This window comes from Gorillibacterium massiliense (assembly GCF_000455485.1).
Classification (GTDB): domain Bacteria; phylum Bacillota; class Bacilli; order Paenibacillales; family NBRC-103111; genus Gorillibacterium; species Gorillibacterium massiliense.
Map to the genome: position 1 here is coordinate 241180 of NZ_CBQR020000102.1, position 25326 is coordinate 266505.

24 protein-coding genes are annotated in these 25326 nt (G+C 48.6%); 9 read left to right on the plus strand and 15 right to left on the minus strand.

Going from position 1 to position 25326, the window contains the following annotated elements; genetic code table 11:
* The first annotated feature begins 50 nt into the window (after positions 1–50).
* A complete protein-coding gene (locus TJ79_RS14175; RefSeq protein ID WP_040950952.1) occupies positions 51–935 on the plus strand; it encodes a helix-turn-helix transcriptional regulator in 885 nt (294 codons plus the stop codon).
* A gap of 26 nt (positions 936–961) precedes the next feature.
* Here TJ79_RS14175 and TJ79_RS14180 read toward each other — a convergent pair whose 3' ends face one another.
* Together TJ79_RS14180 and TJ79_RS14185 are read right to left on the minus strand one after the other, a co-directional pair.
* Positions 962–2302 carry an MFS transporter gene (locus TJ79_RS14180; RefSeq protein ID WP_040950953.1) on the minus strand — a complete coding sequence of 447 codons (1341 nt, stop codon included), beginning with the start codon at positions 2300–2302 and terminating at the stop codon, positions 962–964.
* A 49-nt stretch (positions 2303–2351) separates the two neighbouring features.
* On the minus strand, positions 2352–2786 hold the full coding sequence (locus TJ79_RS14185; RefSeq protein WP_052339595.1) for a MarR family winged helix-turn-helix transcriptional regulator: 435 nt from the start codon (positions 2784–2786) through the stop codon (positions 2352–2354).
* 437 nt (positions 2787–3223) lie between these two features.
* Between TJ79_RS14185 and TJ79_RS14190 the strand changes: the two genes are divergently transcribed.
* Positions 3224–3463, plus strand: coding sequence for a hypothetical protein (locus TJ79_RS14190; RefSeq protein WP_040950954.1), 240 nt, complete (start codon positions 3224–3226; stop codon positions 3461–3463).
* Between the two features lie 159 nt (positions 3464–3622).
* On the opposite strand, the gene TJ79_RS26740 is transcribed toward TJ79_RS14190, so the two are convergent.
* Together TJ79_RS26740 and TJ79_RS14200 are read right to left on the minus strand one after the other, a co-directional pair.
* Positions 3623–3925, minus strand: coding sequence for a hypothetical protein (locus TJ79_RS26740; RefSeq protein WP_155987885.1), 303 nt, complete (start codon positions 3923–3925; stop codon positions 3623–3625).
* Between the two features lie 117 nt (positions 3926–4042).
* The gene (locus tag TJ79_RS14200; protein ID WP_040950956.1) at positions 4043–5050 is read right to left on the minus strand and encodes a phosphotransferase; all 1008 of its coding nucleotides are present in this window, start codon (positions 5048–5050) and stop codon (positions 4043–4045) included.
* A gap of 239 nt (positions 5051–5289) precedes the next feature.
* Here TJ79_RS14200 and TJ79_RS14205 point away from each other — a divergent pair, with 239 nt between their 5' ends.
* The gene (locus tag TJ79_RS14205) at positions 5290–5712 is read left to right on the plus strand and encodes a nucleoside 2-deoxyribosyltransferase (RefSeq protein ID WP_040950957.1); all 423 of its coding nucleotides are present in this window, start codon (positions 5290–5292) and stop codon (positions 5710–5712) included.
* A gap of 147 nt (positions 5713–5859) precedes the next feature.
* Here the strand turns inward: TJ79_RS14205 and TJ79_RS27240 are convergent, their stop codons facing one another.
* A complete protein-coding gene (locus tag TJ79_RS27240; RefSeq protein ID WP_155987886.1) occupies positions 5860–5997 on the minus strand; it encodes a MerR family transcriptional regulator in 138 nt (45 codons plus the stop codon).
* A 139-nt stretch (positions 5998–6136) separates the two neighbouring features.
* Entirely contained in the window at positions 6137–7306 is a 1170-nt protein-coding gene (locus TJ79_RS14210; RefSeq protein ID WP_238323015.1) for an epoxide hydrolase family protein, read from the minus strand.
* A gap of 269 nt (positions 7307–7575) precedes the next feature.
* On the opposite strand from TJ79_RS14210, the gene TJ79_RS14215 reads away from it, so the two are divergent.
* A complete protein-coding gene (locus TJ79_RS14215; protein WP_040950958.1) occupies positions 7576–8463 on the plus strand; it encodes a LysR family transcriptional regulator in 888 nt (295 codons plus the stop codon).
* A 163-nt stretch (positions 8464–8626) separates the two neighbouring features.
* On the opposite strand, the gene TJ79_RS14220 is transcribed toward TJ79_RS14215, so the two are convergent.
* The 8 genes from TJ79_RS14220 to TJ79_RS14255 form a co-directional block, all read right to left on the minus strand.
* Positions 8627–9451: a TIGR02452 family protein gene (locus TJ79_RS14220; RefSeq protein ID WP_040950959.1), complete on the minus strand. Its 825-nt coding sequence runs from the start codon at positions 9449–9451 to the stop codon at positions 8627–8629.
* A gap of 40 nt (positions 9452–9491) precedes the next feature.
* Complete coding sequence (locus TJ79_RS14225; RefSeq protein WP_040950960.1) at positions 9492–10043, minus strand: NADAR family protein; 552 nt, start codon at positions 10041–10043, stop codon at positions 9492–9494.
* On the minus strand, positions 10043–10933 hold the full coding sequence (locus tag TJ79_RS14230) for an NUDIX hydrolase (RefSeq protein WP_040950961.1): 891 nt from the start codon (positions 10931–10933) through the stop codon (positions 10043–10045). The genes TJ79_RS14225 and TJ79_RS14230 overlap by 1 nt, the downstream gene beginning before the upstream one ends.
* A gap of 26 nt (positions 10934–10959) precedes the next feature.
* Positions 10960–11970 (minus strand): AAA family ATPase, encoded by a 1011-nt coding sequence (locus TJ79_RS14235; RefSeq protein ID WP_040950962.1) that lies wholly within the window; start codon positions 11968–11970, stop codon positions 10960–10962.
* Positions 11967–12644, minus strand: coding sequence for a nicotinamide riboside transporter PnuC (gene pnuC / locus TJ79_RS14240; protein WP_040950963.1), 678 nt, complete (start codon positions 12642–12644; stop codon positions 11967–11969). The genes TJ79_RS14235 and pnuC overlap by 4 nt, the downstream gene beginning before the upstream one ends.
* 242 nt (positions 12645–12886) lie before the next feature.
* Positions 12887–13903 carry an aminoglycoside phosphotransferase family protein gene (locus TJ79_RS14245; RefSeq protein WP_040950964.1) on the minus strand — a complete coding sequence of 339 codons (1017 nt, stop codon included), beginning with the start codon at positions 13901–13903 and terminating at the stop codon, positions 12887–12889.
* Positions 13900–14973 (minus strand): ribosome small subunit-dependent GTPase A, encoded by a 1074-nt coding sequence (gene rsgA / locus TJ79_RS14250; RefSeq protein ID WP_081756909.1) that lies wholly within the window; start codon positions 14971–14973, stop codon positions 13900–13902. The genes TJ79_RS14245 and rsgA overlap by 4 nt, the downstream gene beginning before the upstream one ends.
* 561 nt (positions 14974–15534) lie before the next feature.
* Positions 15535–18087 (minus strand): DUF2339 domain-containing protein, encoded by a 2553-nt coding sequence (locus TJ79_RS14255; protein ID WP_040950965.1) that lies wholly within the window; start codon positions 18085–18087, stop codon positions 15535–15537.
* A 247-nt stretch (positions 18088–18334) separates the two neighbouring features.
* Here TJ79_RS14255 and TJ79_RS14260 point away from each other — a divergent pair, with 247 nt between their 5' ends.
* The 5 genes from TJ79_RS14260 (at position 18335) to TJ79_RS28165 (ending at position 24861) form a co-directional block, all read left to right on the plus strand.
* Positions 18335–18997, plus strand: coding sequence for an amino acid ABC transporter permease (locus TJ79_RS14260; protein ID WP_040950966.1), 663 nt, complete (start codon positions 18335–18337; stop codon positions 18995–18997).
* Positions 18978–19670 carry an amino acid ABC transporter permease gene (locus tag TJ79_RS14265; protein ID WP_040950967.1) on the plus strand — a complete coding sequence of 231 codons (693 nt, stop codon included), beginning with the start codon at positions 18978–18980 and terminating at the stop codon, positions 19668–19670. The genes TJ79_RS14260 and TJ79_RS14265 overlap by 20 nt, the downstream gene beginning before the upstream one ends.
* Before the next feature lie 12 nt (positions 19671–19682).
* Complete coding sequence (locus TJ79_RS14270) at positions 19683–20456, plus strand: amino acid ABC transporter ATP-binding protein (RefSeq protein ID WP_040950968.1); 774 nt, start codon at positions 19683–19685, stop codon at positions 20454–20456.
* A gap of 54 nt (positions 20457–20510) precedes the next feature.
* Positions 20511–21365 (plus strand): transporter substrate-binding domain-containing protein, encoded by an 855-nt coding sequence (locus tag TJ79_RS14275; protein WP_040950969.1) that lies wholly within the window; start codon positions 20511–20513, stop codon positions 21363–21365.
* Positions 21366–21579: 214 nt separating this feature from the next.
* The gene (locus TJ79_RS28165; protein ID WP_052339597.1) at positions 21580–24861 is read left to right on the plus strand and encodes a DUF6359 domain-containing protein; all 3282 of its coding nucleotides are present in this window, start codon (positions 21580–21582) and stop codon (positions 24859–24861) included.
* Between the two features lie 75 nt (positions 24862–24936).
* On the opposite strand, the gene TJ79_RS14285 is transcribed toward TJ79_RS28165, so the two are convergent.
* A complete protein-coding gene (locus TJ79_RS14285; RefSeq protein WP_155987887.1) occupies positions 24937–25269 on the minus strand; it encodes a DUF5658 family protein in 333 nt (110 codons plus the stop codon).
* Between the last annotated feature and the right edge of the window lie 57 nt (positions 25270–25326).

The following is a 25326-nucleotide window of genomic DNA, read 5'->3' on the forward strand; positions in this document are numbered from 1 at the left end:
ATTTAAACCTGTTAATTGAACAAATTAAACTAAAAAAGGAGTGAGGGTAAATGGCGTTTATTCACTTTGTAGCTCCCCCTTTGCCTCACTATATCAGCAGCGGGAAGATGCACTACGAAGTTGGGGATTGCCACCCAAACCGCAGTGCAATCGAGGTGTTCGACTTGCTCGCGGTATGTAAAGGTGATCTGTATATCGCGGAAGAGGAGCGGTCTTTCGAGGTTCGCGAGGGGGAGTTTCTCATTCTGCGGCCCGATGCCCATCATTACAGCTTCAAGCCGTGCACGGAAGCCACGGATTTTTATTGGGCGCATTTTCAGACGACGGGGGAATGGCACGCCGGCCAAGAGGCATGGTACGGACCCAGGATGAATCAACCGAAGGAAGGTCCCTTTTTTGGTTCGATCGAACGGTTTATGTTAACGCTCCCCCAATATCACAGGTTGTCGGGATCGCTTCAGATATTCGATTGGCTGGAGGAGATTTCACACCCCACCGGGGAAGATGGTGTCGCTCCTCAGTGGAAACAACAGTTGCTTTTTCAGCAGGTGCTGTACGCCCTCGGCAATGTCGATCGTCCGGATTGGGAGTCGCCGCCTCGCCGGCTGGCAGACAGCGTGGCGCAATTTCTTCGCAGCCGTTATGCGGACAAGATCGACCATCAAGTGATAAAGGATGCGTTCCATTTTCACCCGGTGTATATTACACGCTGCATGAAGCAGTATTACGGCTGCACGCCATTGGAGTATTTGAACCACTACCGGATCGAGCAATCGAAGCTGCTGTTGAAGAACAGCTTTATGCCAATCCACCGGATCGCCGGAGAGACCGGATTCAACAGCTCGTCCTATTTTATCCGGATGTTCACACAGCTAACAGGCGATACGCCGAAAAATTACAGGGAAAGTTTCCGGGGTGGGGGCAGGCCGACATAAAAATGCTGTCCCGCGCCCGGCAATGATCATACAGTTATCCGTGGCAGATTGTCCGATTTGCTTGCTGTTTGTTTGTACCATACTACGATGGCCAGGGAGAGCAGACATACTGCGAGCAAGATGCGGTAAACATTTTCGTAAGCTAAACCAAGGGGAATATTCTTCTGCAAGGCTAGAACCATTCCGAAAACGGCAACGGAGACCGATCCTCCGAAAAACTGAATCAGCTGCATCAATCCCATACCCGAGCCGACCAATTGCTTCGGCAAGATGCGAGACGTTTCATTATTTAACGAAGACAGAGTGGCGGAGAACGAAGGAGAGAAACATAGATACCCGCAAAGAATAACGAGCGGTGATGCCTCAACTGCAAAAGAAAATACTGCCAGTACAATGGCTAATACGCTATGGCCAATAAGCAAAAATCGGATATTCCCGTAGCGGTCAATCCATCTTCCCACAAAACGGGTTAACACTGCCGATAATAACGCTCCCGGCGCAATAGTCAGTCCGATGGCGATCGCCGACTCCCCACTCAAATTGGCCAAGGCAAGCGGCATGAGAAACAGATTGCCCAAGTTCAGCACTAAAACACAAAACCCGACTACCGTAAGTTTTCGGTAATCTTTTTTTGCGAAAAGCTTCGGGTTGATGAACGTTTCCTTTTTACCTCTTCTCAAATGCCAAACATGAACAACGAACGAAAAAAGGCTGCCGGTGAACCAGAATACGGAGCGTTGCATGATAGAAATCAATAATGTGCCTACATTTACAATTGTTAAAATAGCCCCCAAAACATCAAAATTCAACGGCTTTGGTTCTTCCTTCGGAAGCAGCCGCATCAATACGGGAAGTACCAAGAGAATCAAGCATGAAACGGCAAACAGCCCGTTAAAACCGAAATACTCGCTGATCACCCCTCCGATGATCGGGCCGAATCCAAAAGCCATCGCACTGCCTGTCGAGATCATCGCGATTGCTCTTCCCCGCCGGTCATAAGGGATATAGCGGCTTGCCATCACTAATCCCAGACCAGCCATCGTTCCTGCACCCGCTGATTGAACAATTCGAACGGCCAGCAGCATGCTAAAGTTGTGCGCGAAGATCCCGAATACCGAGGATAAGCCCAGAATCGTTAACCCCACCAATAACAACTTCCGCATTGGAACACTATCCGATAAACGGCTGTAGATCATCGTCGATAAGGCATACCCGATGGAGTAGCTGGAAATAATCCACGAACCCAGGTTCGCTGTAATGTGAAAATCGTGAATAATGCTAGGAATCGATACATTAAACATGGTCGTGTTCATAACCACAATAAAAACGCCAACCATCCAGATTGGCATAACGACTCTGTCATTCATCTGCTTCTCCCATCCTATCCTCTATATCTGTTTTCTCATGCAGGCTTAATCAACGTATTAAAAATTTGCACGTATTTTTATCTATTTGGGATAGTACACGCGTAAATAAGGCAAATTCATTTTTAGATAAACCGTCGACCGCTATTTGATGTACTTTTTCGTCGATCGGCATTAAACGCTCCGTAAGTTCCTTCCCAGCATTCGTAAAATAGATCAAAGATGACCGTTTATCATTCGGGTTGGAGCATCTTTTAACGAATCCCCTCTTCTCTAGTAAATCCAGGATTCTTGTAACGTTCCCCTGATCTTTCCCTACTCCCTGGGCTAAATCTTTTATACTGACCCCTTCCTGATCATCCAACCTTTTTAGCAATGACCATTGCTCACTTGTGATTCCATATCGGTTGAATTCCTGGTTAAAGAGCAAGTTCAAATTACGCAACGCCTTCGTCATGATAAACCCGACATGATCTTCAAGTATCATCGACACCCCACCTTGTTTATATGTTATAACATGTATATTGCCTCATGTAAAACAACCGATCTATCATCGCCGCAGCTCAGTACATCTCCCTTTGCTGCCCGCTAGCGGCCCGCCCCAACCTTCTCTTCAATTTACCACCGATCAAATCGTAGTTGAAGGAGACGTTGCGGAGTAATCGGATGGACCGTTTACAAGAAAAAGACCTATCGCTAATAGGCGGCAGGTCTTTTGTCGTTCACAAGCTTCTATGGATCAAATTAGCCGACACCGGACTCAGACCGAGCTCTCGAGCCCAAACGGATAACTGAAACTGCTGGCGGATGCTGAGCGAGGTAACTTCTTCACCGTTAACACGAGGAAAAATCATCAGTTGACACTTTATAGATAATACTGTATATATTCAACGCCAATTCAAAAGACGGAAAAGGAGGACCTGCATGCACAACGTAATCAAAATCAGATTTACGCTCTTATACGGTGAAGCGCCTGAAGCAAAATGTTACGGGTACATGGAGTTGAATCAAAATGGCAATATGATCGCGCTCTACAATAGCTACGGCGACGAAATTGACATGTATGGCGGACATGAATTTGTTAGGGAACGGACACTTGGCAAATTTGATAATGAAGACCGTGATAATTTTTATAACTTGCTAGAAAGTGATGGTGTAGGATAATCTGCACGTGCAACAACGGAGCCGGAGCAATGACTTGTCCAATTGGAAAATTCCAAAAAAACTTGCCATTACTTATGGTATGGTTCAACGCCATCTGTAACAGCAAGTTTTTTTGAAGACCATCCTATGCAAGGATGGTCTGTTTTTTCTAGTATTTCGCTATCTAGTGCGTGCTTTGTTCACATGACGGCGTTTTTTGTTTGTACTTTTTTTATTCAAACTTAAAATACCAACACCTGGTGCACCAAAACCAGCTCCGGGAAAAAAACCTAATCCCGAACCCGGGAAACCAAATCCAAATCCTGGGGAGAAACCAAATCCCGAACCTGGAAAGCCTAAGCCTAGACCAAAGCCTGGTGCACCAAAACCAGCCCCGGGGAAAAAACCTAATCCTGAACCTGGGAAACCAAATCCAAGTCCTGGGGAGAAACCAAATCCCGAACCTGGGAGTCCTATAGCCATATGACACTTCCTCCTTAATGAATTAGTGGAAATATCGTATGGTCTATAACTACTAATTGATTGTATATTTGTCCCAACAATACAGATATCCGACGCAATTAGGCTAGTGGACTTCAGCTAGATGTCCCCAAGATGAACATCGAGCAGCTCCCAACACTCCGCTGTGCGAATCATTTCTTCGGCAAAGCGGGCAGGGACTACGCTGCACGACTCGAGCGACGGCCCGATCCACCAAAACGATTCGACACACCAAACGTACTTGATTGCCCTCAAAAGCGAGCCCGGTGGCAGCGGCCGCACACTTCGGTAGCCTTCGGTGAAAGCGACCACCGTATCCTTGCAGAACCCTCGCTCGTTGAGGGCACCGGAAAGGACAGCTCGCCCGAGATCCAGTGCCGGAAACGAGTAGCGTGATCGATCGAAATCAACGATGGCTGCCAGATTGTCCCCTTCGAAAAGCAAGTTGTCCGCCCATAGATCGAGGTGAGTCCAGCCCGCAGCCAAAGGCGTAAAATCATCATCTCCAAGCGAATCAATGATTGTCTTCTGCAATCGCAACGCATTCCGAATACGCTCGGACGAGTCATTGGCCGCATCCCAACTGACCCCCCAGGTGCGCTCCATCTCTTCGCGAGACAACCGCCAGAGCGGCTCCTCCGGCGGTACCGCTGCTCCGATCCCTAATGCCGCCGCGGAATCCCAAGCGGCATGCATGTCCGCAGCAGCTCGTCCAAGTGAGTGCATCCTACGCTCACCGATGTTACCAGCAGGCACCATGGCGCCTTCACAGCATGACATCGCGGTCATGTACCTTCCGCACGGCAGGATGTGCATACATCGTCCCTCCAACGCCAGCGGCTTAGGACACGGCCCTCCCGATTGATAAAAAAGAAGCTGCAGTTGCAGCGCATTTTCGATCTTGTCTCGAAACTCCGGATCATACATCTTATATCGCCCGGGGTGATAGCTTTTGGCGAACAGCCGTCCCTTATCCGTCTCGATAATCCACTTCTCGTTCATTAGCCCGCGCCTTACACGCTCGGCGGACAACATCTCAACCGAAAAATGCCTTTTCAGCCAGCCCGCGATTTCCCCGATTAATTGGTTCTCGGTCGTCAACTGCATGTAGAGCCAACCTTCCTAATCGACATTTGAGAATATCTAACCAAAGGAGTCATTCTACAGTAGACTCTTAAACCCTCCCATTCTATAATGATAATTCCGTGGCTTAAAATACTCTTCTTGCATTTCTTAGTACGTTCTCTATCTCGCGGAGGCGGCAAGGTGAAATTTTTCATTAATTACAGGCATATTGGAAACAATATGGATAGCAATTTAAGACATTGTAACGGAGGTTAAAAGAAATGAAACGAGTTTATCTTGCCAGTCCTTTTTTTAATGAAAAAGAGATTACAATTCTTGAACAGGTTGAGAAGATTTTAGCCGACAAAGGCTTGAATGTATTTTCACCATTTAGAAATAATGTTAAGAATGTTGAGGTTGGTTCGCGACAATGGTCGATTGAAACGTTTATGAAAGATATCAAATATATCAAATGGTCCGAAATTGTTGTAGGCATTTATCATGGAAACTATTCGGATAGTGGAACAGCTTGGGAGCTCGGTTACGCTTTTGCTACTGATAAACCAGTGATTTTGATTCATGTTGGTGAAATCAGCAACCTTATGGTACACGAAGGCTCCCACGCTAACATCACATTGGAAGAACTTAATGAATATGACTTCGACAAGCTGCCAAGCTCTTTCTATACAGGCGAAATGTTGTAATGATAAGGTAATGCGTGGCTATATCCTGACGTGTTGAATCTCCTTCCACTTCTCCTTCAAAGTCTTCAAATCTTCTATGAAGAACCTTAGCAGATTGGGTCGTCACCCATAGGGTTCCTTGTTGAATCGCTCGTTTATTTCTTCATGTTAGATTTTATCTGAGGCCGCCAGCCTTTTGAATAAATCGATTTTATAATCGATTTTCTCCAGTATCTTTTCAAGCTCCTTCATTTGATCGATTACTTTACTGCGATACGTTTCCAACAATTCTCGTCGCACAGTCATCGTTGAAGCTTCAGTATATTCACGATAACCGTTTTACAATCGAGTTGGGTTCAATAGTTCTTATTCTTCGTAGTATCTCAGGGAACGAAGGCTCACACAGGTTTTTCGAGATAATTCTCGTCAAGTCGTTCAACTCCGACTACCTTCGAAATTGTCTGAAGAAGACCCGCAAGTCTTGAACCATCAGTTTGGGAACCTCCATAGCGGCAAAATGACCCCCATGGTCAAAATCGGTCCAGTGCACGACGGAGTGTTCGCGCTCCGCAAGAGAACGCACAGGCAAAGCCAGTTCATAAGGAAGCACCGCCATGCCCATAGGGACAGGACACGGGTTCAAAACATCTTTCGATTTGAAATTCTCGTAGTACAGTCGGGCTGACGATCCTGCGGTGCCCGTTAACCAATACAGCATAACATTTGTTAGCATTCGATCGTTATCTACCCGACAAGCCGGATCGGTCCATTCCCAAAATTTTTCAACGATCCATGCCAGCTGCCCAACCGGAGAGTCGGTGAGCGCATAGGACAACGTCTGCGGCCGGGTCGCCTGCAGTCTCATATATCCTGCAGGAGTAGACCGGTAGCGCTGAGACCGCTCAAGCCTGTCTCTGTCCTCCTGGGATAGTTCGTTTGGATCGAAATCGTCGGCTGGAATTGTATGCAAATAGTTCAAATGCACGCCACACATATGCTCGTGGTCCACTTCGGCCAATGCCCTGGAAATGAATGCCCCCCAATCGCCACCCTGGGCACCATATCGTTTATACCCCAGCCGTCTCATCAGTTCCGCCCAAGCCCGGGCGACCCTTTTTACATTCCACCCGGACTCCTTGGTAGGACCTGAAAAACCGAAGCCGGGGATCGACGGGATAACCAAATGAAAGGCGTCGGCCGGATCGCCGCCATAAGACCTCGGGTCAACAAGCGGACCAATCACGTCGAGGAACTCGACAATCGAGCCCGGCCAGCCGTGGGTGAGAATAAGCGGCAGCGCATCCCGCTCCGGAGAACGGACGTGCAGGAAGTGAATGTTCGCCCCATCGATCGTTAAAGTATACTGCGGAAAGCCATTTAACCAAGCTTCGTGTTTGCGCCAATCGTACGAGATGCGCCAATAGTCCGCCAGCTTCCTGAGATAGTCGAGAGGCACTCCGTAATTCCATCCTTCTTCTGCCAATTCGTCCGGCCAACGGGTTCGAGCCAGCCTATCCCGAAGGTCGTCGAGCTCACCTTGTGAAATCTCGATAGAAAACGGCTTTACTTCCTCATCGTATAATTCTGGATAATCCATTCCTTTTATAACTCCCATAAGATCAGCCTCCATTTTTGTCCCGATTCTCTAGGATTTCTTCGTAATTTCAGCCTACTTCCGAGTCGTGCTCGATACATAATCCATATTCCCAGCCCGAATGTGATCAGGCCCTTTAACTTGAATTGATCGGCTAATCTGCCGTACACGGCGGAGTCCTGTTGTTACCACTTATTTTACAGTCGAATACAGATAAAGGATAATATAGGATAAATACGCATTTCTCCTTCTATGCATTACATTAAATATATGGAAAAGAGGCGAATTCATTGGAGCTTCTGCAATTGAAATATTTCCGCACGGTTGCCAGATTGGAACATATGACCAGGGCGGCTGAACAGCTTCATATTGCACAGCCTGCTCTCAGCAGGACGATTTCCAGACTGGAGGAGGACCTAGGCGTCCCGCTGTTTGATCGCGCAAACAGACAAATTCGTCTTAACGCGTTTGGCAAAACCTTTCTCTCCAAAGTTGAATCGGCTTTATCCTTACTGGAAGAAGGAAAGAAAGAAGCGATGGATCTGGCGGGGCTAGAACGAGGGATGGTCAGCATCGCTACGAACACATTAAACTGTCTCTCGCCTGCTGTAGCGGCTTTTCGCGAGAAGTTTCCAGATGTCAGCTTCCGCATAAATCAGATTGCACCGGCCGAGACGTACAGCATTGGGGAGCTTTTGGAGCAGGGCATTACAGATCTCGGGTTTGGACCGATGTCTTTCCGCAAGCCGGGCATTCGTGAATTTCCCGTGCTGCATACAGAGGTCTTCCTGGCTGTGCCACGCGGCCACCGGTTGGAGAATCAGAGCAGCATTACATTCGAACAGATAGCAGACGAACCATTCATCGAATACAAGATCGGACATCCGTTTCGCCAAGTCAATGACGAAATCAGTCGCAGAGCGGGAATAAGGCGGACCATCATATGCGAGGTGGATGAGCCCGCCGCCTTGCACGGCCTGGTACAGGCAGGTCTAGGGGTTGCATTCATCCCGGGATGCAAATGGAATGAAGTAACGGAATATACCTTGCTGCCTATCGAAGAACCGGCTAACAAACACACCTTTTTCATATCATGGAATGAAACGCGATATTTATCTGAAGCTGCGCGCCAATTTCAACATTTCCTTATCGAGTATTATGCTGATAAGCAGGAGTGAGCTTCATTACAGTTCACCGGTCTTCACCAAATGGAAATGGGAGGCACTAGTATTCTGATGGTATTAAGAACCAAGAAATTTACCCGGCATAAAAATTGAAAAAACTCAAGCGGCATTGCGCTTGAGTTAAAAAAATCAGGTAAATGTGAGTGTGTGGAGCCTTTTATTTGAACTCCTTCTCAAAAGCATGGATGCACTTGCCGTCTTTGGATGTATCTAATACTGCAAACCTGATTTCCGAAAACAGCGATCCCAGATCTTCATCCTCCAAAAGTTCTCGCCACCACCTGGCCACCTTAACGGGATCGTTCCGGAATACACCGCAGCCATAAGCTCCTAGTATAAGGTCCTTGTCATTCTTATGTGCAAATATCGTCAGAGCTAGACGCATCCGGTCCTTCATCACGCGTTCCGCTTGCAGAGGGTCTTCTCCTTTGAGAAGAACCTGCCCATAGTTCACGGCGGGCAGCGTCAATACCGAAGCGGTCACCGGCTGCTTGATAAGGTCAAACTGTTGGTCGCGAAAAAACACCACATCCGGCGAATAAATGGCGTGATCCGTATACATCATCGATTGGCAAGCCCGATTCGCCATATAATAGCCTTCATTGCGCAGCTGCGTTTTGTATAATCCGCCGGATGCGGCCAGGCTTTCCTCCTGAGCCATCGCCCCGTTCAAAAAACCGCCTCCCGGATTTTTGGCACTGGCGAAGTTGAGTACGCCGACCCGTTCCTTCCCTGCCTCCGCATAATCCAAAATCGCTTTCACCGTGGCCTCGTTGGTGACGGAAGTGATGGCAGCTTGCGGCAGCCGTAGCAGCCCGGTACTTTCCCGCACCAGCGCTTCTCCTTGTTCCGGCGTGATCAGCTCACTGTTTCCCTCCGAGTGCTTTTGCAGCCCGGAGAATTCGACCCGGCGCCCCTCATATTCATAAAAGCCTTGCCGCTGTATCCGCAGGGTCTCCTCGGCAATTTCTTTTCGGTTCATTTCTTTCCCTTCTTTCTCTCGCAACGATTACCAGCAGAGGCTAATCCCGCAGCATTTCGTCCCGCACTTCGGTCAGCGCGAATCCCAGCAAGTTCCTACCCCGCCATTTTACCGGATTCTCCGCATCCGGGTTGGCTCCCCCCATGCCGATCCCCCATATCCGATCCCGCGGGCTGGCCTCGACGAGTATGCGGTTTTTCGTAGACTTGAGATAATCCCCAAGCTTGGAATTCTGCGAAAATTTAGCCAAGCTGCCTCTTTTGACGATGCTGTAGCACTCCCTGTCCCAAATGTCTTTATCGAAATTTCGAACCGCACGCCCATAAGCTTTCATCTCTTTGGGATGCTTCGCCTTGAGAATCGCCTCCAGCATTTCATGATCTCCGAACAGATTTGCCTTCTCGGCCATCATATACTGCTCGGCACAGGAGTATTCCGTCCCCTCTACCACGAACGGACTCATCCACCATTGGCTGAAGCAGCTTTTGCCCACCTCGCCATCCTTAGATGGCGTATGGCCCCAAAAGAATAAAAACTTAAACGTACTTCCCGCTATATATGCTTTTCTTAAGTCTTCAATATTGTAGATCATCAAGCTTCCTCCCAATTTCTTCGATACAAGCGGGAAGGACGGTGTCCCGCATTTTCCGTGTAATGATCGGTCTCCGCCACGAGATCGGCGACTTTGCGCCGGAAAGCAGCCTTCAGCAGCTCTTTGTCCAAAATCACCTCATACACCTGCTGCAGTTCCGTCAAGGTAAAAAACTTTGGCATCAAGTGCAGAGCAATATCGGTATCATTCGTTTTCCCCCGCAGCCGTTCGATGGCGCAGGCAATGATTTTCGCATGATCGAAAGCCAATCCGTCATTGGACTCGATAGAGTAAACGATTGACTTCGAGGTCGGTTTTGCCGTGACGGTCCGATTTACAACCGCCGTAAGCTCTCCCCCTTCGGCACTGAGCTTAAGTTCATATGTCCATGTTTTAACGTATCCTTCATCGAGCAGTTCCTTTTGCTCCCGCAGAAGCCGGTAGCTTACTTTGAACCAGGCGGCATCTTCAGCATCATCCCCCGCCTTCAATAGGAACCTGTCGCTGTCGATCAAAGCCATATAGCTGCAGCTCATCACCCAGGTGCGGGGATCTCGTCCAATATCGCTGTAGGTATACAACTGCTCCAAATAGACGTCATTAACGCCGGTTTCCTCATGCAGCTCTCTCACTGCGGCCTGCTCCGCTGTCTCGTCCGGCCGGACGAAACCACCCGGCAGCGCCCATTTTCCTAGGAAGGGATGACCTCCCCGGCGAATGAGCAGGATTCGCAGCTCTTTTTCCGGAAGCTTGCGGTAGTTGTCCGCCTCCGTGTTCGTGACGGTGAAAATAACCATATCCGCCGCCACCGAAGGTCTCTCATAATCCCCTGCCTGGTATTGCTCCAAAAATTCACGCTCCGTAAGTCCGTCACGATCCAGTAAATCCAACGGCTTCGCCTCCCTAGTTCTTTCTTCTAGTTTTGCAGCTCTCCGAAATAATTACGGTAAGGTTCAAACTTCGCCAACACTTCGTCAACCTTACGCATACGCTCCTCCAGTGTTCCCCTCAACGTGATGAAGGGGATCCGCCGTTCCTTCAAATCCGCGATAATTTGCTTGTGAAAAACATGCCGCTTCTGATCCCCACTGCGATCCCAAGTATCGTCGTAAGGAATATCGTCATCGCACAGGAAAAACAAATCATACCGCTGAGCATTTTCCAAGGCGATCCGGGTCAGGAGTTCCGGAGCACGTCCGTGGTAATCCAAGGCAAACATATAAGTGGTAATCGCATTCGTATCGACAAAAAGGTACCGGTTCGCTTCCAGCAATACCCGCTCTTCCCGTTCAATATGGCCGACGGCGATTTCATCAAAGGCCTCCAAGCCGATTCTGCGGTCCACCTGATGCTCGGTCCAATAATCGCGCCCGTATTCACTTGCAAAAGTTGTCTGATACCGCTGCGCCAGTGCTTCAGTGAGCGTTGATTTTCCGGTCGACATCGCTCCCACAAAGACCACTTTCGTAATTAAATCCCTGTACACGATATCACTAACAAATCCCCGGTATTTGTAAGGATCTGAACGGACCATGGTGGCCGAGACCGGCACATGCTGGCGGGCCTCATCCACCCGCCGGTCCACCGCACCTAAAGCGATGCTCATATGCTCGCCGTAAAACTCGCTCGAATAAAAATGGGTCACTTGCTCGCCGTTCAATAACCCCAGAATATACTGCTCTTCCCGGATCTCATGCTCCCTGTCGTTGGAGTACCCGTCCGGACCATCCCACGCTTCGATTACCCTCACAGATGGATAGAGCCTGCGAATCCAGTTCGCCCGGATCTGAAGCGGAATCGGAGTGACCGTCGTCTCATAAATCACCACGATCAATTCGTCGACTTCTCGCAGCGCCGTCTCGATCATGAACTGATGCCCTTTATGCAGTGGGGCGAATTTCCCTAGCGTCAACCCAAGCTTCTTCATGCCAACGCCTCCTTTGCCCCTTTGTTCCAGTTGTAGTAGCCGTATGCCGCGTTAACCAGATACGCGCTCCACATGACGATCATCATCAAGCCCTCATCGCTGCCATCCAGCGTCCGGATTACCCATAGCAGTACCGTGAACATATTCAGCACAATATAGACGAGCCATTGTTCTTTGAACCTTCTCACCATCAATATGGTGGCCACGATGGATAACACCGTCGTTATGGAATCGATGTAAGGCGAGTTTTGCCCCGGAATGAACGATAGACCAAACCCCAGCAGCAGGGAGCCTGCTATACAGATTACCCCAACAAGGAACATGCCTTTGATCTCCATCTGGCGCATGGACAGCTTGCCGTCCTGAAGGTTTTTCTTCCACATGTAGAAACCAACGACATTCATCGGAACAAAGAAAAGCATATTCAGCATGACTTCTCCAAACAATCCGTTTATATAAGCCAAATAGGCGTAGCCGACGGTATTATACATGCCAAAAACATAACTCGACAGCTTCCCCTTCGCCGTAAGCACCACGCATAGCACTCCAGTGATAAAAACCGTGAAGCCGAAAAAAGAATCCTTGGAAAGAACCGTAAACCCGATAGCAATCAAAGTAAACAAAACTAACCACACGATTTCGAACAAATTCCAACTGCCCATAACCTTTTTCATGATGCATCCCCTCCGCTCACTCTTAACAGAAATCACTTCGTAACTTTTTGATATTTTCATTTTGTTACTATCAAAATAACAGATGAGCCGGCAGGATGCAAGGGAAATTTTCCTACACATATGACATATCGCAAATCAAAAATTACCCATTAACGGGATTTCCTTATCTCAAGATAATATGACCATGGTAACGGCAAGTTTAAGAGCCATCCTTCACCGGATGGCCCTTTTTCTTTTTAGAGTCAACCCTGCGCAAGGGCGGGCTTCATTTCATAGATTTTTTGGAGCGTACGGACATGCTCCTTCTTCTCGTCTTCGTCCTCGGTGTGGAGATACCACTCCACAAGCCTGTACCCGAATGCGAGAAGGATCATCTCGTAGACGCAATGATCGGAATTGGGGGATGCCTCCACATACTCCGAAAAGCCTTTGTAATAAGCGGGGACACATCGATGGTAGTATTCGACCATGTGATCGATATCCGCTTCATCCGCAATCAGGCTTGCGAGATCCTCGCCTAGGTAACCCCATCCGGATGTATCCCAGTCGATAAGTGCTATTGTCCCGTCGGCATAGATCAGGTTGGTCACCCAGAAGTCCCGGTGGCATAGCACGAGGGGCAACTTTTCGATGCGGGCGAATATCTCGTTTGCTTGCTCATCGATGTCGATGAGCATTCGCCGCAGGTGCTGTGGGAATTCGCAATCCTCCGAGCGTATATAATCGTAGACGACCGGCCATGACCGGTAACGCAGATACGTATTCTTCATGAAATCCGGATGGCTCAGGTTGGTCAAGCTTTGCAGGACAGCGGGCTGCTCCGCATAAAGCTTGCCTTGATAGCGCCCTAACTCCAGCGCGGCCTGTTCATACATGTCACCGGTCAAGTGTAAACCGGATACGCCATCGATATATTCCAGCCACAGCTGAAATTCATTTTCTTCAGCATTGATTTCGGCGTGATAACATGCCGGCCAGTGGAAGGCCTCCGAGAACGTCGCTCCGAGGTCAGACGCATAGAGGTCATATTCCCGGCGCCATGAACCCGGATCCCCATAACGCTCCCATTGCTTCTGGATTTTCAGCACGATGTGGTACGGCAATTGTTCGCCACCTGCAATTTCGGCAATGCCCGTTACCAGGTACACATTCGCCACCGTTCCGCCCTGTAACGGCATGGTTTGCCAGTCAGCCGAAATGATATCCCTCTGAAACCTTCTGCTTAAAGAGTAGATTAGCGTTTCATATTTAAAATTCATTTCTTCACTCCTCCGTTTTTCTTCGTTTGCTTGCTCCATCTGGCGATCGATTTGTTTCGAGCCTGCTTATCAATGAGGTAGCCCGTCTTATCCTGGACAAACTTCTTCTCATGCTGCTGGGCTATATAATGCTCCCACCGTTCACGCGGCAGCGACCCGTCGGCAAGTGCGGCGAGAACGGCACAGCCCGGCTCGGCCTGATGGCGGCAATCCGTAAATCTGCATTGCGGGAACCATTTCTCCACATCCGTAAAGCTTGCGTGTATGCCTTCATCGGCATCAAAAAGCCCAAGCTCACGCATACCCGGCGTATCGATCACCATCGCTTCGGAGGGGAGCATAAACAGTTGACGGTGCGTTGTCGTATGCCGCCCCCGGCTGTCGACCTCCCGGATCGCTTGAACTTTCATTACGTCCTGCTCTATCAACGCATTGAGCAAAGACGATTTACCGACGCCGGACATGCCGAGAAAGACGACTGTTTTACCAGGCATCAAGTAGGGATCAAGTTCGTTCAGCCCCTGACCGGTATGACTGCAAATCGCATGGACCGGCACATCAGGGATGCTTTGTTTGACTTCTGCTAGCGTGCGATTATAGTCTTCGACGAGATCCGCCTTGGTCAGAATGACAACCGGCTGGCCGCCGCTCTGCCTGGCTTGTGTCAGGTATCGCATGATGCGGGCAACGTTGAAATCCCAATTCAACGAAGAAAGAATAAATACATAGTCAAAGTTGGTTGCTACGACCTGTTCCAGCACGGTTTTGGTGTAACCTGCAGCATGTCCTGAATAATCCGCACGTGAGAACTTGGAGCGGCGGGGCAGTACCGTAACGAGGAGAGAATCTCCGCTCTCGTTGTAGCGCAACAAGACAAAATCACCGACACACGGAAAGTCAACGCGCGTTTCTGCGCTGTGATAGAAAGCTCCTTTGAGCACCGCCGTTACTTCGCCACGCTCGGTCATAACCGTGAAGCGCTCGCGCCGCAGCTCCGTCACCCTGCCGGGTAATAATCCATCGGGAATTGCTTCTATTTCTGAGTAGCCATAGGTTTTCAAATCCATCATGTTTTTTGTTAGCTCCTTTTAATGTTGTTTTTGGACGCAAAAATGCCACGGACAAGCAGCCTCTAAAGAAGCTGCTGTCGCGCGGCATCAGGACGCAAAAAAGATACGACCTTCATCGTATCCTGCAAACAGCAATATCCACGAAAGGTTACTTTGGATGGCATAGCAAATAATACGGGGCGTTTCCCCGCCTTTTTCGCATATGCCTGCTATTCAGTTTTAAGACCGAACCACCATATAAGTAGCAGCCATTAAAACATCTCCCTTCGTGTCAGGAACTTGCTTATCACTAAGCTGTTTATAAAATATCCTATTTTTACAAAAAGATCAATACCTGGAAGAGCAGATCATGTTAGCCTGCTCATTTTGTTGTGCCTTTTCTATCAAACCTTCGCCCAGGTTACCCATTCACCCTGCTTTTGTCCCCTTTATTTTTCGGATGAGGAGGAGAATCAGCCCGAGGGATACCGCGATAAGCACGGCGATAAACAGCATTTTGGACCTCGCCTGCCAAGACTCTGCCCGCTTTGGATCAGAAAAATCAATACGCTGACGATTTCCCTAATGTTTCAAATCGGTATGAATTTGGACATGTGGCTCCCCCACTCTGACCGATACTTTTTGATACATATAGGAGATGCCGAGCAGCACGAGACCGAAGCAGAAGTAGGCGATAATTTTGCTGCCGGTCGAAAGAAAGGTGAGGTCGTACAGAAACAGCTTGCCCGTTGCAAATAAGGAAAGACCGAGTCCCAACCGCCGAATGTAAACGTACCTGGCGCGAAAGCCGTACGTGATATAAGAAATGGCCAGAAGCAGGTAAAGCAGACTAAAAGCGAAACCGACATCTCCTAACCGAAATTGAACGTTCAGGAAAGCGGTTAAGACTCCCAATAAGTAAACTCCCAAAATGATGGGGTACAGCTCCATGCTCTTGTATTGCCGGCGGATAAACGCGATCAAGATATCTCGGCCGCTGAAAAAGACAAACCCGTTAAACCCGATCAGCAGACCAAGCGCGATGTACTCCTCCGCTGTGTTTTGCGCATATTCCGGCGATAGCACGGGGACATGCATGGTGACATCGAGGCAGATCAAATAACCGACGGCATACAGGAATACGCAGTAGTATTTGACCAGGCGGTCATAAAGAATGGGAACCTTGGTGAGCGTGTAAGCAAGCGCAATCGTCGTACAGGCGAAGAGCATCTCTTCGTAAAAACCACGATGACCAAAAGGGCGCGGCACCCAAGCGTTATACAGACGTCCGACTCCGTACAGCAAATATAACCATAGATTCGCCAATGTAAAGTACTTAAACCACGTAACGACTCTTTCCTCCATAAGCCGGCTGAATAGCGGCGCTCCCTTTTTCTTTTGCTGGATGGCATAAAACAAGGTAATCAACAGCATCCCGGCCACGACCGAGCTGTATTTGACCGGAAAAAGATTTCGCTCGTAGGAGAACAGAATATGCATGGCAAAATCCACAACGAAAAATGCTCCGAGGCACAGCGAAAAGATGCCCCATCCAGCCTTCTCCAGCGGCTTGAGCTTGTGCAATTGGCCATAGACGATCAAGAGAAGTCCCTCGATAAGCCAGCCCATCGACAGCCACTGAATGCCGAATTGGAAGGGAATCATGAGTATGGCGAAGGTGAGCGAAGTGGCAAAAAACAGTACCCGCGTCATCTTGTCGTCCTTCATGACCTGTTCGATAAGGCGTCCCAATCCCATGTACACAAGGGAAAAAGCAAGTGCCAATAAGCCCCTGAAGTCTTTCAAGCCCGCCTGATCAAATAAGGAATAAAGCATTCCAAAGCTCGCCAACGTGTTTAGGGCCAGCAAAGCAATGTCCCATCTGGACAGCTTGGACTGATACTTGAAGGGATACCCCAGGGTGATTCCGAGGTACATCCCGAACGTTACGACCGTATATAGGATACCGACTGTCTCACTATTTGCAAGCATTGCCAACGCGATCATGGAGGGGGCGTTAAACAGAAAGCTGATGTATTGGACGACGGCCCAACGTTTTCGGAAGGAAACCAGCAAGATGATCAGATTCAATAGGAACAGATAGCCCATCGCTGCGTAAACGGCGCTGCCCTCAAGGCCGAAAGCTCCCACATACGAAAATAACGGAAGATAGCCGCCAACCAAGCCCAGAGAGCAAATGGTTCGCGACTGATACCGCAGCGACAGCAGCACGGCGGTCAAGGAAACGAAAACCGATAAAGTGAGTCCTATGTAAATGGATAGAATATGCAACAAAAAATAGCTGTAAAAGATCGACCCGAACAGGACGGAGATCCCACCGCCCAGCAAACCTAGCGCAAAGGTCGTCTTTTGCCTACGGGAAAACCATTCTCCTCCGGCCAGCAGCAGCGCCCCCAGCAGGAAGAAGACGATGCCCTTCATGTATCCGTTGAACCAGGTGGAAAACGAGTACTTGAAAGCAGCCCCTACCCCGAAAATAATGAGCAGCATGCCCAGCTTGTTAATCCAGTTCAACCCGATTTTCATCTCGATTTGATTTTGCTTGATTCTTCTCTGGACCGTTTCTTCACTGACGCCTTCCGACGCAAGCTGATCGAGCCCGTCGGCCACTTCATGAAGCAGCCTTCTCTCCTCTTCCGCCAACCGCTCGCGGTGCAGGATTATCCTTTGATTCAAATCGGCGGCAACCTGATCAAGCTTCGCGCCGATCTCTTCTTTTTCCTCGTTCAGATGCTTGAATGCCTTCTGGAATAGCAGATTCATGTCATTCCGAGCTTCATATTCAAAGGCTTGAAGCAAATTCATGTGAGCGTGCTCTTTTCCAGCAAAGTAAGTCTCTAATTTCTCCCGCGATATCTGGATCAGATTGAGCTTCTCGTTCAACATTTGCTCCATGAGCGCTGTACGCAGCTTGGCGTTTTCTTCCTCCTTCCGTTTGTGCAGCTCCTGCAGTTCAGAAAAGCGCAGCTTGAAATCTTCGCATTGCTTGCGAAGGATTTGATTCTCCCGAATGAAATCATGGGACTCATACTCTTCGATTAAGATTTGGTATTCCTTCATCAACTGGTTCTGGCTGTCTTTAATGAACAATAGTCGATCCTTAAATTCGTTCATCCTGCTCCCCCACTACAAAGGTTGACGAAATCTTCCATATTACTTCAAGAATACAACAAAAAAAGTCAATTTTATATCTCCAAATCATCGAGCCTCGACTAATTCCCACCTATGATCACACAATGATCACATAAAATGTAAACAAATGGTTGACAACTGGAAGGCATAGGATTATTCTTAATTTCAATAAATCTCATAAGAATAGTATGATTTATCAAATCGATAAATAAAATGGTAAGGTGACGCCATGGAAAATTACTCAACATTCGATTTAATTCCTATTTTTGCGAGAGGATCGGGAGTGACCCTTATGGTCGCCTCAATCTCCATCATCTTTGCTTTTATCATAGGACTCCTATGCAGCATCGCATTATTTTACAAAGTGCCAATCTTAAAACCCATCGTTCATGCATACATCGAATTTTTCAGAAATACCCCCTCGATCATACAAGCTTATTTTATTTTTTATGGACTTCCTAAAATCGCGATCCAGTTTAACAGCTACACCAGTTCCATCCTTGTTCTCTCGCTTTTAGGCGGTGCCTATATGTGCGAGGCGATCTATTCGGGCATTAAAGCCATCTCCCCCACTCAACTTGATCTTGCAAAAGCAATGGGGCTGTCCAAGTTTAACACCATTGTCTACCTCATCATCCCTCAGGCGATTTCCACATCCATTGCGGCCATCAACAACAATTCCATTTTTCTATCCAAAGAAGTGTCGGCTATGAAGATTATCCTACTGCCCGAGATTGTCTATCAGGCATTTGCCATCATCAGTTTAAGGGCGGATTTGATCCTCCCGGTTGCGGCCTTGACCGTGATTAGCTATTTAGTCATTTTACTGCCGATGTCTTATTTATTTTCCCTTCTAGAAAGGAAGATCCGGTTTGCAGAATTTGGGAGTTGATTTCATCGTCAAAGCTTTTCCGAGACTCCTGAATGGTTTTGTCATCACGATACAAATCGCGGGAATCTCCTTTCTTCTATCAGTACTCTTCGGGTTCATCATCGGAGCTCTGATGACTCTGAAAAATAAATGGCTCACCTTTATTCTAAGGATTTTGTTGGACGCTTTTCGGTTGATCCATCCGTTGATCTGGCTGTTTATCCTTTTTTACGGCATTGCTTATGTGTTTCATACTCCGACCAATGGCTACAACATCTCCATCATCGTCTTTACCCTGTGGGGTTCCTTTGAGATCGGGGACTTAGTAAGAAGCTTTATCACCAGCCTGCCCCGGCACCAATTCGAAACAAGCATGGCCATTGGGCTCACCAGAAGGCAAATGTACATCCATGTGCTGATGCCGCAAATCATCATTAGAACGACCCCATCCATCGTCAATCTGGCGACCCGTCTTATTAAAACAACCGCCTTGGTCTCGATGATCGGCGTTCAAGAGATGCTGAAGGTATCCCAAAGCATTATTCAAGTGGCATATTACAATAACCCGACCAGCATGATCTCTTTTACCATGTACCTGTCATTGCTGCTCCTATACTTCATCATCTGCTTCCCGCTATCCTTACTTTCGCGATTCATCGAGAAGAAAGTCTCGACCCTGACGACAGGGAGATAAAGAGGAGAACCTATGCATTTATCCATCAACCACCTCAAGAAATCGTTTATCGGAAATGCCGTGCTGAAAGATATAAATCTGGAGATCGAGCAAGGGGAAATCATCGCCATCCTGGGACGCTCTGGTTGCGGCAAATCCACCCTATTGCGATGCATCAACGGATTAGAACAAATCGACTCCGGCGAAATCCATCTCCACGACACGCCCATCACCAAGCCGGTTTCGAATTATGGCCACTGGGTGGAGGTCAGGAAGAAAATCGGAATGGTGTTCCAAAGCTATGATCTTTTTCCTCATATGAACGTGTTGAACAACATCATTTTAGGCCCCATGAAGGTGGAGAAACGAAGCAAGAAGGAAGCTACGGAAGAAGCCGTCAAACTGCTGGAAAGAGTGGGACTGTCGGAAAAGAAGCTCGCTTATCCGAGGGAACTGTCTGGCGGGCAAAAACAGCGGGTAGCGATCTGCAGAGCTCTATGCATGAATCCGGAGATCATTTTATTCGATGAGGTAACGGCGGCACTGGATCCGGAAATGGTTCGCGAGGTGTTGGATGTCATTAAAGCATTAAGCGATCAAGGGCTGACGCTCATCATCGTCACGCACGAAATGGAATTCGCGGAAAAGGTCGCCGATCGCATCGTGTTCATGGAAAACGGTGAAATCGTTGAAATGAATACGCCGGACCAATTCTTCCATTCACCGCAGACGGCAAAGGCTAGGCAGTTTTTGAACCTTCCAATCGAACCGGTCGAGCAGGCTGCTTCGGTTGGAAATGCGATCTGAAATAAAATATGCAAATATTTTATCCATACAAATAATAAAAGGGAGAGAAGCGAAATGAAAAAGGCAATTGCAGCTGGCTTGCTAAGCATTGTATTACTGGGGGGAATCATCGGTTGCTCCTCCAGCAATAGTGGGAAGAGCGCCGCATCGGGATCGATTGAAGCCATAAAAAAAGCAGGGACGATCCGAATCGGGATTTTCGCCGACGATGCACCCTTCTGCTATCAAGATGCCGATGGATCTTTTAAAGGCTATGATGTGGAATTAGGGAAACGAATCGCAAAGGAACTGCTTGGGGATGAAAACAAAATTAAATGGGTCGTCGTCAACCCGGCTGACCGAATTCCCTACTTGCAAACGGACAAAGCCGACTTGATGCTCGCCGACTTCACCGTTACGGATGAGCGGGCAAAAAGCGTAGATTTCACGCTGCCTTACGAAAAAGTATCCCTCGGTGTCGTCTCCAAGAACGGCGCGCCGATCAATTCGCCTGACGATTTGAAAGGCAAGACGCTTGCCGTTAACACAGGGACCACGGCCGACTCCTACTTCACCAAAAACTACCCCGATGTGAAATTGCTCAAAATCGATGCCATCACGGACGGATATCAGGCCCTAATTACAGACAGAGCCGTCGCATTCGCGCAGGACAACACCTTGCTGTTATCGTGGGCAAAGAAGAATGAGGGCTATACCGTTGGCATTAAAGAGCTCGGCAACAAAGACTATATCGCCGGTGCAGTCAAACAAGGGAATAAAGAACTGTTGAATTACGTGAACGATCTCATCAAAGGCAAACTGAAAGACGAGAACTTCTTCCATAAAATCTACGATACGACTCTCAAAGATAGCTTCCCCGCAGACTCTACCGCCGATCAAATCGTCGTCGAAGGCGGCGTAACGGAATAATCCGAAGGATTTCTCCGCGTTATCTATAACGACAAGTGTCAAAGCCATCCTTTGCGGGATGGCCTTTTTCTTTGAAAACCTATCCGTCCAATTCTCCCGCTTCTTCTGCTGTTATTTAAATCTTTATATTTTATTTACATCAGCATTACTTCAATTGAATATATCTCTAGTACGATTTGCTAGTCATATCAAATTCTTAGGAGGTATGCAAAGAATGAGATCAAGTATGTTCAAAAGACTCTCATGGATCGTACTCGCTGTATTCATCGTTTTGTCCAACGCGAACGGGCTCCTTCCCGCTCGTGCATTTGCCGCAAACGCAGATGGCTCGATGACCGTCGCTGAAGCGATCGCCAATAATTCGGGTACCGGTACTGTAGAAGGGTACATCGTCGGCCATGCCACTGGATCATTAACAGCAAGCTTTTCGGCTCCATTCAGCAATGACTTAAACTTTTTAATCGCGGATACAGGTGGCGAGCAGAACAAATCCAAAATGCTGGATGTTCAGCTCACAGCCGCTTATCGTACTCAGTTCGGACTCCAGACGAATCCCGGCATTATCGGCAAAAAAGTAAAGGTAACGGGCTCACTCGCCGCTTACAACACATTCCCAGGCTTAAAATCACCTACAGATGTCGTCTTCATCGACGATACGACGACTCCTTCAGATCCTAACACCGTGCCTTCCCTTCCAAACGGAACCGGTAAAAAAGTGCTGTTCGATAACACGCACGCCCAAACAGCTGGAGCAGCCGACTGGGTCATTGATGGCGGCTTCTCTGATTTTGCGGACGGCTTAAGAGCAGATGGCTTTACCGTCGACTCCCTCGACCGCCAAATCCCCTACACCTTCGGCGAGCAAGCCATCACATCCGACGCTCTGAAAAATTACGATGTATTCATCATTGGCGAAGCAGACGTTCCTTTTAAAAAGTCCGAACAGGACGCCATGCTGCAATATGTACAGAACGGCGGAAGCATCTTCTTCATCGCAGACCATTACAATTCGGACCGCAACAAAAACCGTTGGGACTCCTCGGAAATTATGAACGGCTATCGCCGCGGCGCATGGACAAACCCGACCCAAGGTATGACGGTTGAAGAAGCGGCTTCCCCGGCCATGCAGGGCGTTCAAAGCTCGGATTGGCTGGCTCAAAACTTCGGCATCCGCTTCCGCTACAATGCCCTTGGGGACGTAGACAATCTGACCGATGTCGTCACCCCTGCGCAATCCTTCGGCATTACAACCGGCGTAGGCTCCGTCGCCATGCATGCAGGCTCGACACTCGCCATTCTCGATCCGACGAAAGCGAAAGGTCTCGTTTACGTGCCCACCAACGTTCCGGCCTGGGCCAATGCTGTAGACAGCGGCGTTTACGACGGGGGCCGCGCCGAAGGCCCGTTCGCAGCCATAGCCAAGCTTGGTGCCGGCAAAGCAGCCTTTATCGGCGACTCCTCCCCTGTCGAGGACGCCACCCCGAAATATGTGCGTGAAGATAACGGTGCAAAAAAGACCACCTACGACGGCTTCAAAGGGGAAGCAAATGATGCTACTTTCCTCGTTCAAACCGTTGATTGGCTGGCCAATCATGAGAGTTATACAAGCTTGACTCAAGTCTCCGGATTACAATTGGATCAACCGACCCAGTTGCACGCATTTGAGAACCCGGATCAATCAACAGAGCCTAAGCCAGAACCATGGGCAGCCCCGGATGCTGGGTACAAATGGTATGACCCGACAACCTTCAAAGCTGGCTCCTATGGTTCCACCCAGCAAGTGACCCAACCGCAATATAGTTTTCTCCACCAAAGCATACTGCCGAATGCGCAGACATTCCAAATTCGCGTAAAAGCCGATAGCCTGCTTCCTGGCCAAACCATCTCCGGGCTTTCGGTTGGAATCTATTTGACAGGAGGCACACAAGTCGCCAAGATTCAAAACAATGACAGCACTTGGCCGACAAGCTACGGCTACTCTACGGCCTTTTCCGTTACAGCTGACACTACGGGACATGCCTATAAGGATTTGACCGTACAAATGGACCCGACTGCAATCGGTCAAGCCAATCTGCGTCTGAAAGTGAACGGTAGCAACCAAGTCACCGAAGCGGTATCGATCGCCAATGTTCCTGCCGAGCCGTTGCCTCAAGATCATCCTCCGGTTCCAGCAAAAATCTCCATCGCCAATGCCCGTAATACGGCAGACAACACCCTCGTAACAGTGGAAGGCGTCATTACCTCCGAGCCAGGTTTGTTCGGTGGTCAAGGCTTCTACTTGCAGGACGATACCGCTGGCATTTACGTGTATCAAACGGCTGCAGGCTTCCACGCAGGCGATCAAATCTCGGTCAGTGCAAAGAAGACCGTCTACAACACAGAGCTTGAATTGTCAGACCCCATCGTGCTCGAAAAAATCGGCACATCCAACCTTCCGGAAACCATCGTACAACCGGCCCTGAGTGACAGCAATCAAGGGCAGCTTGTTAAGCTTGAAAATGTCACCATACAAAACTATATTACGGCTACGCCTGCGGGCTCCTTTGAATTCGATGCCTTGAGCGGCTCGAACTCCACGCATGTTCGTATCGACAGCCGTACAGGTATCAGCTACACCGATTTCCAGACGAAATTCCCGGCAGGCAGCCTCGTGAATATCGCCGGCGTTTCCTCGATCTTTAAAGGAATCTACCAGCTAAAACCGCTCACCATGGGCAATGTAACGCTTGCTGACGCCACTGCACCGACTACAACTTTACTCGTATCCGGTGTTACAGGTGAGGGCAACTACAATACCAAGGATGTTGCTCTCACTTTGGCGGCTCAAGACAATGCAAACGGATCTGGCGTTGCAACTACGCAATACCGTTTGAATGGCGGGGCTTGGACAGTGGTTCAAGGACCTGTAACCCTCTCGAACGAAGGAAAAAATCTCATCGAGTTCTACTCCACAGATAAAGCAAGCAACGTTGAAGCTCAACAAAGCGTACAGATTTGGATCGACAAAACGGCTCCGACTGTGACCTATGAAGGGTCCACATCCTTCTATCAAACGGATGCCGCCCTCAAGCTTACGATAACGGCTGCGGATGGCTTTAGCGGAGTTAACACGGTCGAATATGCGTTGGACGGCACGACAATCTCATCCGTCGACTCGATCCCTCCCCTTGCATTATTCTCCGGCACCCACACGCTCATTGTTACGGCTAAGGACATTGCCGGAAATCAGGCTGCTGTATCGATCCCGCTGACGGCCATGATGGATATCGATCACTTTGCAGCACTTATCGACCTTGGCGAGAACAACGGCTGGTTCTCGAATCACGGTACTGCCCAAAGCCTGAAATCCAAAGTTGAACAGATTCAAAAAGCTAAGAAAGATACAAACGCGGCGAAAAAGTTTGATGATATCATCAATGAAATCACCAAAGAAAGAGGCAAGCATATCGATGCTTCGTTTGCTGATCTCCTCCTGAGTGATCTTGCTAATATGTAATCCACCTGATTATCACAAGGGAATAAAAAAAGCGGTTGAGAAGAGTGATTCTTCCCAGCCGCTTTTCCTTTTCTTTTATAGAATAACAGTCAGCATCCACATAACGTGATAGATGGCCACCAGACTGTATACCACAGTCACTAGAAAAACCAGCCTCGTAATAATGGTAGAATCGGCCACAAACCGCAGCAACAGGAATAACAGGAACGGTAGCGCGATTTTCACCCCATAAAAGACAAGCGGATGGAACTCGTACAAGGAGGCTACCAACGGGTTGGCCTCGGTTATCGCATGCATGTGTAAGCCGGCGTCAGTGGCGATTGCGTCGAACAGCGACAGCAGAATCAGCCAGATCAGCATCCGCTGCACCAAAGACGAGCTTCCCATCGAATGAGCTAAACGAATCAAAACCACTTCACCTCGCCTTGATACAAATTGTATCATCTTGGAGGTTTGATTACAAAT

Excerpts from the sequence above, each read along its gene's own strand:
- TJ79_RS14175 (WP_040950952.1), top strand. The coding sequence starts at position 51 with ATGGCGTTTATTCACTTTGTAGCTCCCCCTTTGCCTCACTATATCAGC.
- TJ79_RS14180 (WP_040950953.1), bottom strand. The coding sequence starts at position 2,302 with ATGAATGACAGAGTCGTTATGCCAATCTGGATGGTTGGCGTTTTTATT.
- TJ79_RS14185 (WP_052339595.1), bottom strand. The coding sequence starts at position 2,786 with ATGATACTTGAAGATCATGTCGGGTTTATCATGACGAAGGCGTTGCGT.
- TJ79_RS14190 (WP_040950954.1), top strand. The coding sequence starts at position 3,224 with ATGCACAACGTAATCAAAATCAGATTTACGCTCTTATACGGTGAAGCG.
- TJ79_RS26740 (WP_155987885.1), bottom strand. The coding sequence starts at position 3,925 with ATGGCTATAGGACTCCCAGGTTCGGGATTTGGTTTCTCCCCAGGACTT.
- TJ79_RS14200 (WP_040950956.1), bottom strand. The coding sequence starts at position 5,050 with ATGCAGTTGACGACCGAGAACCAATTAATCGGGGAAATCGCGGGCTGG.
- TJ79_RS14205 (WP_040950957.1), top strand. The coding sequence starts at position 5,290 with ATGAAACGAGTTTATCTTGCCAGTCCTTTTTTTAATGAAAAAGAGATT.
- TJ79_RS27240 (WP_155987886.1), bottom strand. The coding sequence starts at position 5,997 with ATGACTGTGCGACGAGAATTGTTGGAAACGTATCGCAGTAAAGTAATC.
- TJ79_RS14210 (WP_238323015.1), bottom strand. The coding sequence starts at position 7,306 with ATGGGAGTTATAAAAGGAATGGATTATCCAGAATTATACGATGAGGAA.
- TJ79_RS14220 (WP_040950959.1), bottom strand. The coding sequence starts at position 9,451 with ATGAACCGAAAAGAAATTGCCGAGGAGACCCTGCGGATACAGCGGCAA.
- TJ79_RS14225 (WP_040950960.1), bottom strand. The coding sequence starts at position 10,043 with ATGATCTACAATATTGAAGACTTAAGAAAAGCATATATAGCGGGAAGT.
- TJ79_RS14235 (WP_040950962.1), bottom strand. The coding sequence starts at position 11,970 with ATGAAGAAGCTTGGGTTGACGCTAGGGAAATTCGCCCCACTGCATAAA.
- pnuC (WP_040950963.1), bottom strand. The coding sequence starts at position 12,644 with ATGAAAAAGGTTATGGGCAGTTGGAATTTGTTCGAAATCGTGTGGTTA.
- TJ79_RS14245 (WP_040950964.1), bottom strand. The coding sequence starts at position 13,903 with ATGAATTTTAAATATGAAACGCTAATCTACTCTTTAAGCAGAAGGTTT.
- rsgA (WP_081756909.1), bottom strand. The coding sequence starts at position 14,973 with ATGATGGATTTGAAAACCTATGGCTACTCAGAAATAGAAGCAATTCCC.
- TJ79_RS14255 (WP_040950965.1), bottom strand. The coding sequence starts at position 18,087 with ATGAACGAATTTAAGGATCGACTATTGTTCATTAAAGACAGCCAGAAC.
- TJ79_RS14260 (WP_040950966.1), top strand. The coding sequence starts at position 18,335 with ATGGAAAATTACTCAACATTCGATTTAATTCCTATTTTTGCGAGAGGA.
- TJ79_RS14270 (WP_040950968.1), top strand. The coding sequence starts at position 19,683 with ATGCATTTATCCATCAACCACCTCAAGAAATCGTTTATCGGAAATGCC.
- TJ79_RS14275 (WP_040950969.1), top strand. The coding sequence starts at position 20,511 with ATGAAAAAGGCAATTGCAGCTGGCTTGCTAAGCATTGTATTACTGGGG.
- TJ79_RS28165 (WP_052339597.1), top strand. The coding sequence starts at position 21,580 with ATGAGATCAAGTATGTTCAAAAGACTCTCATGGATCGTACTCGCTGTA.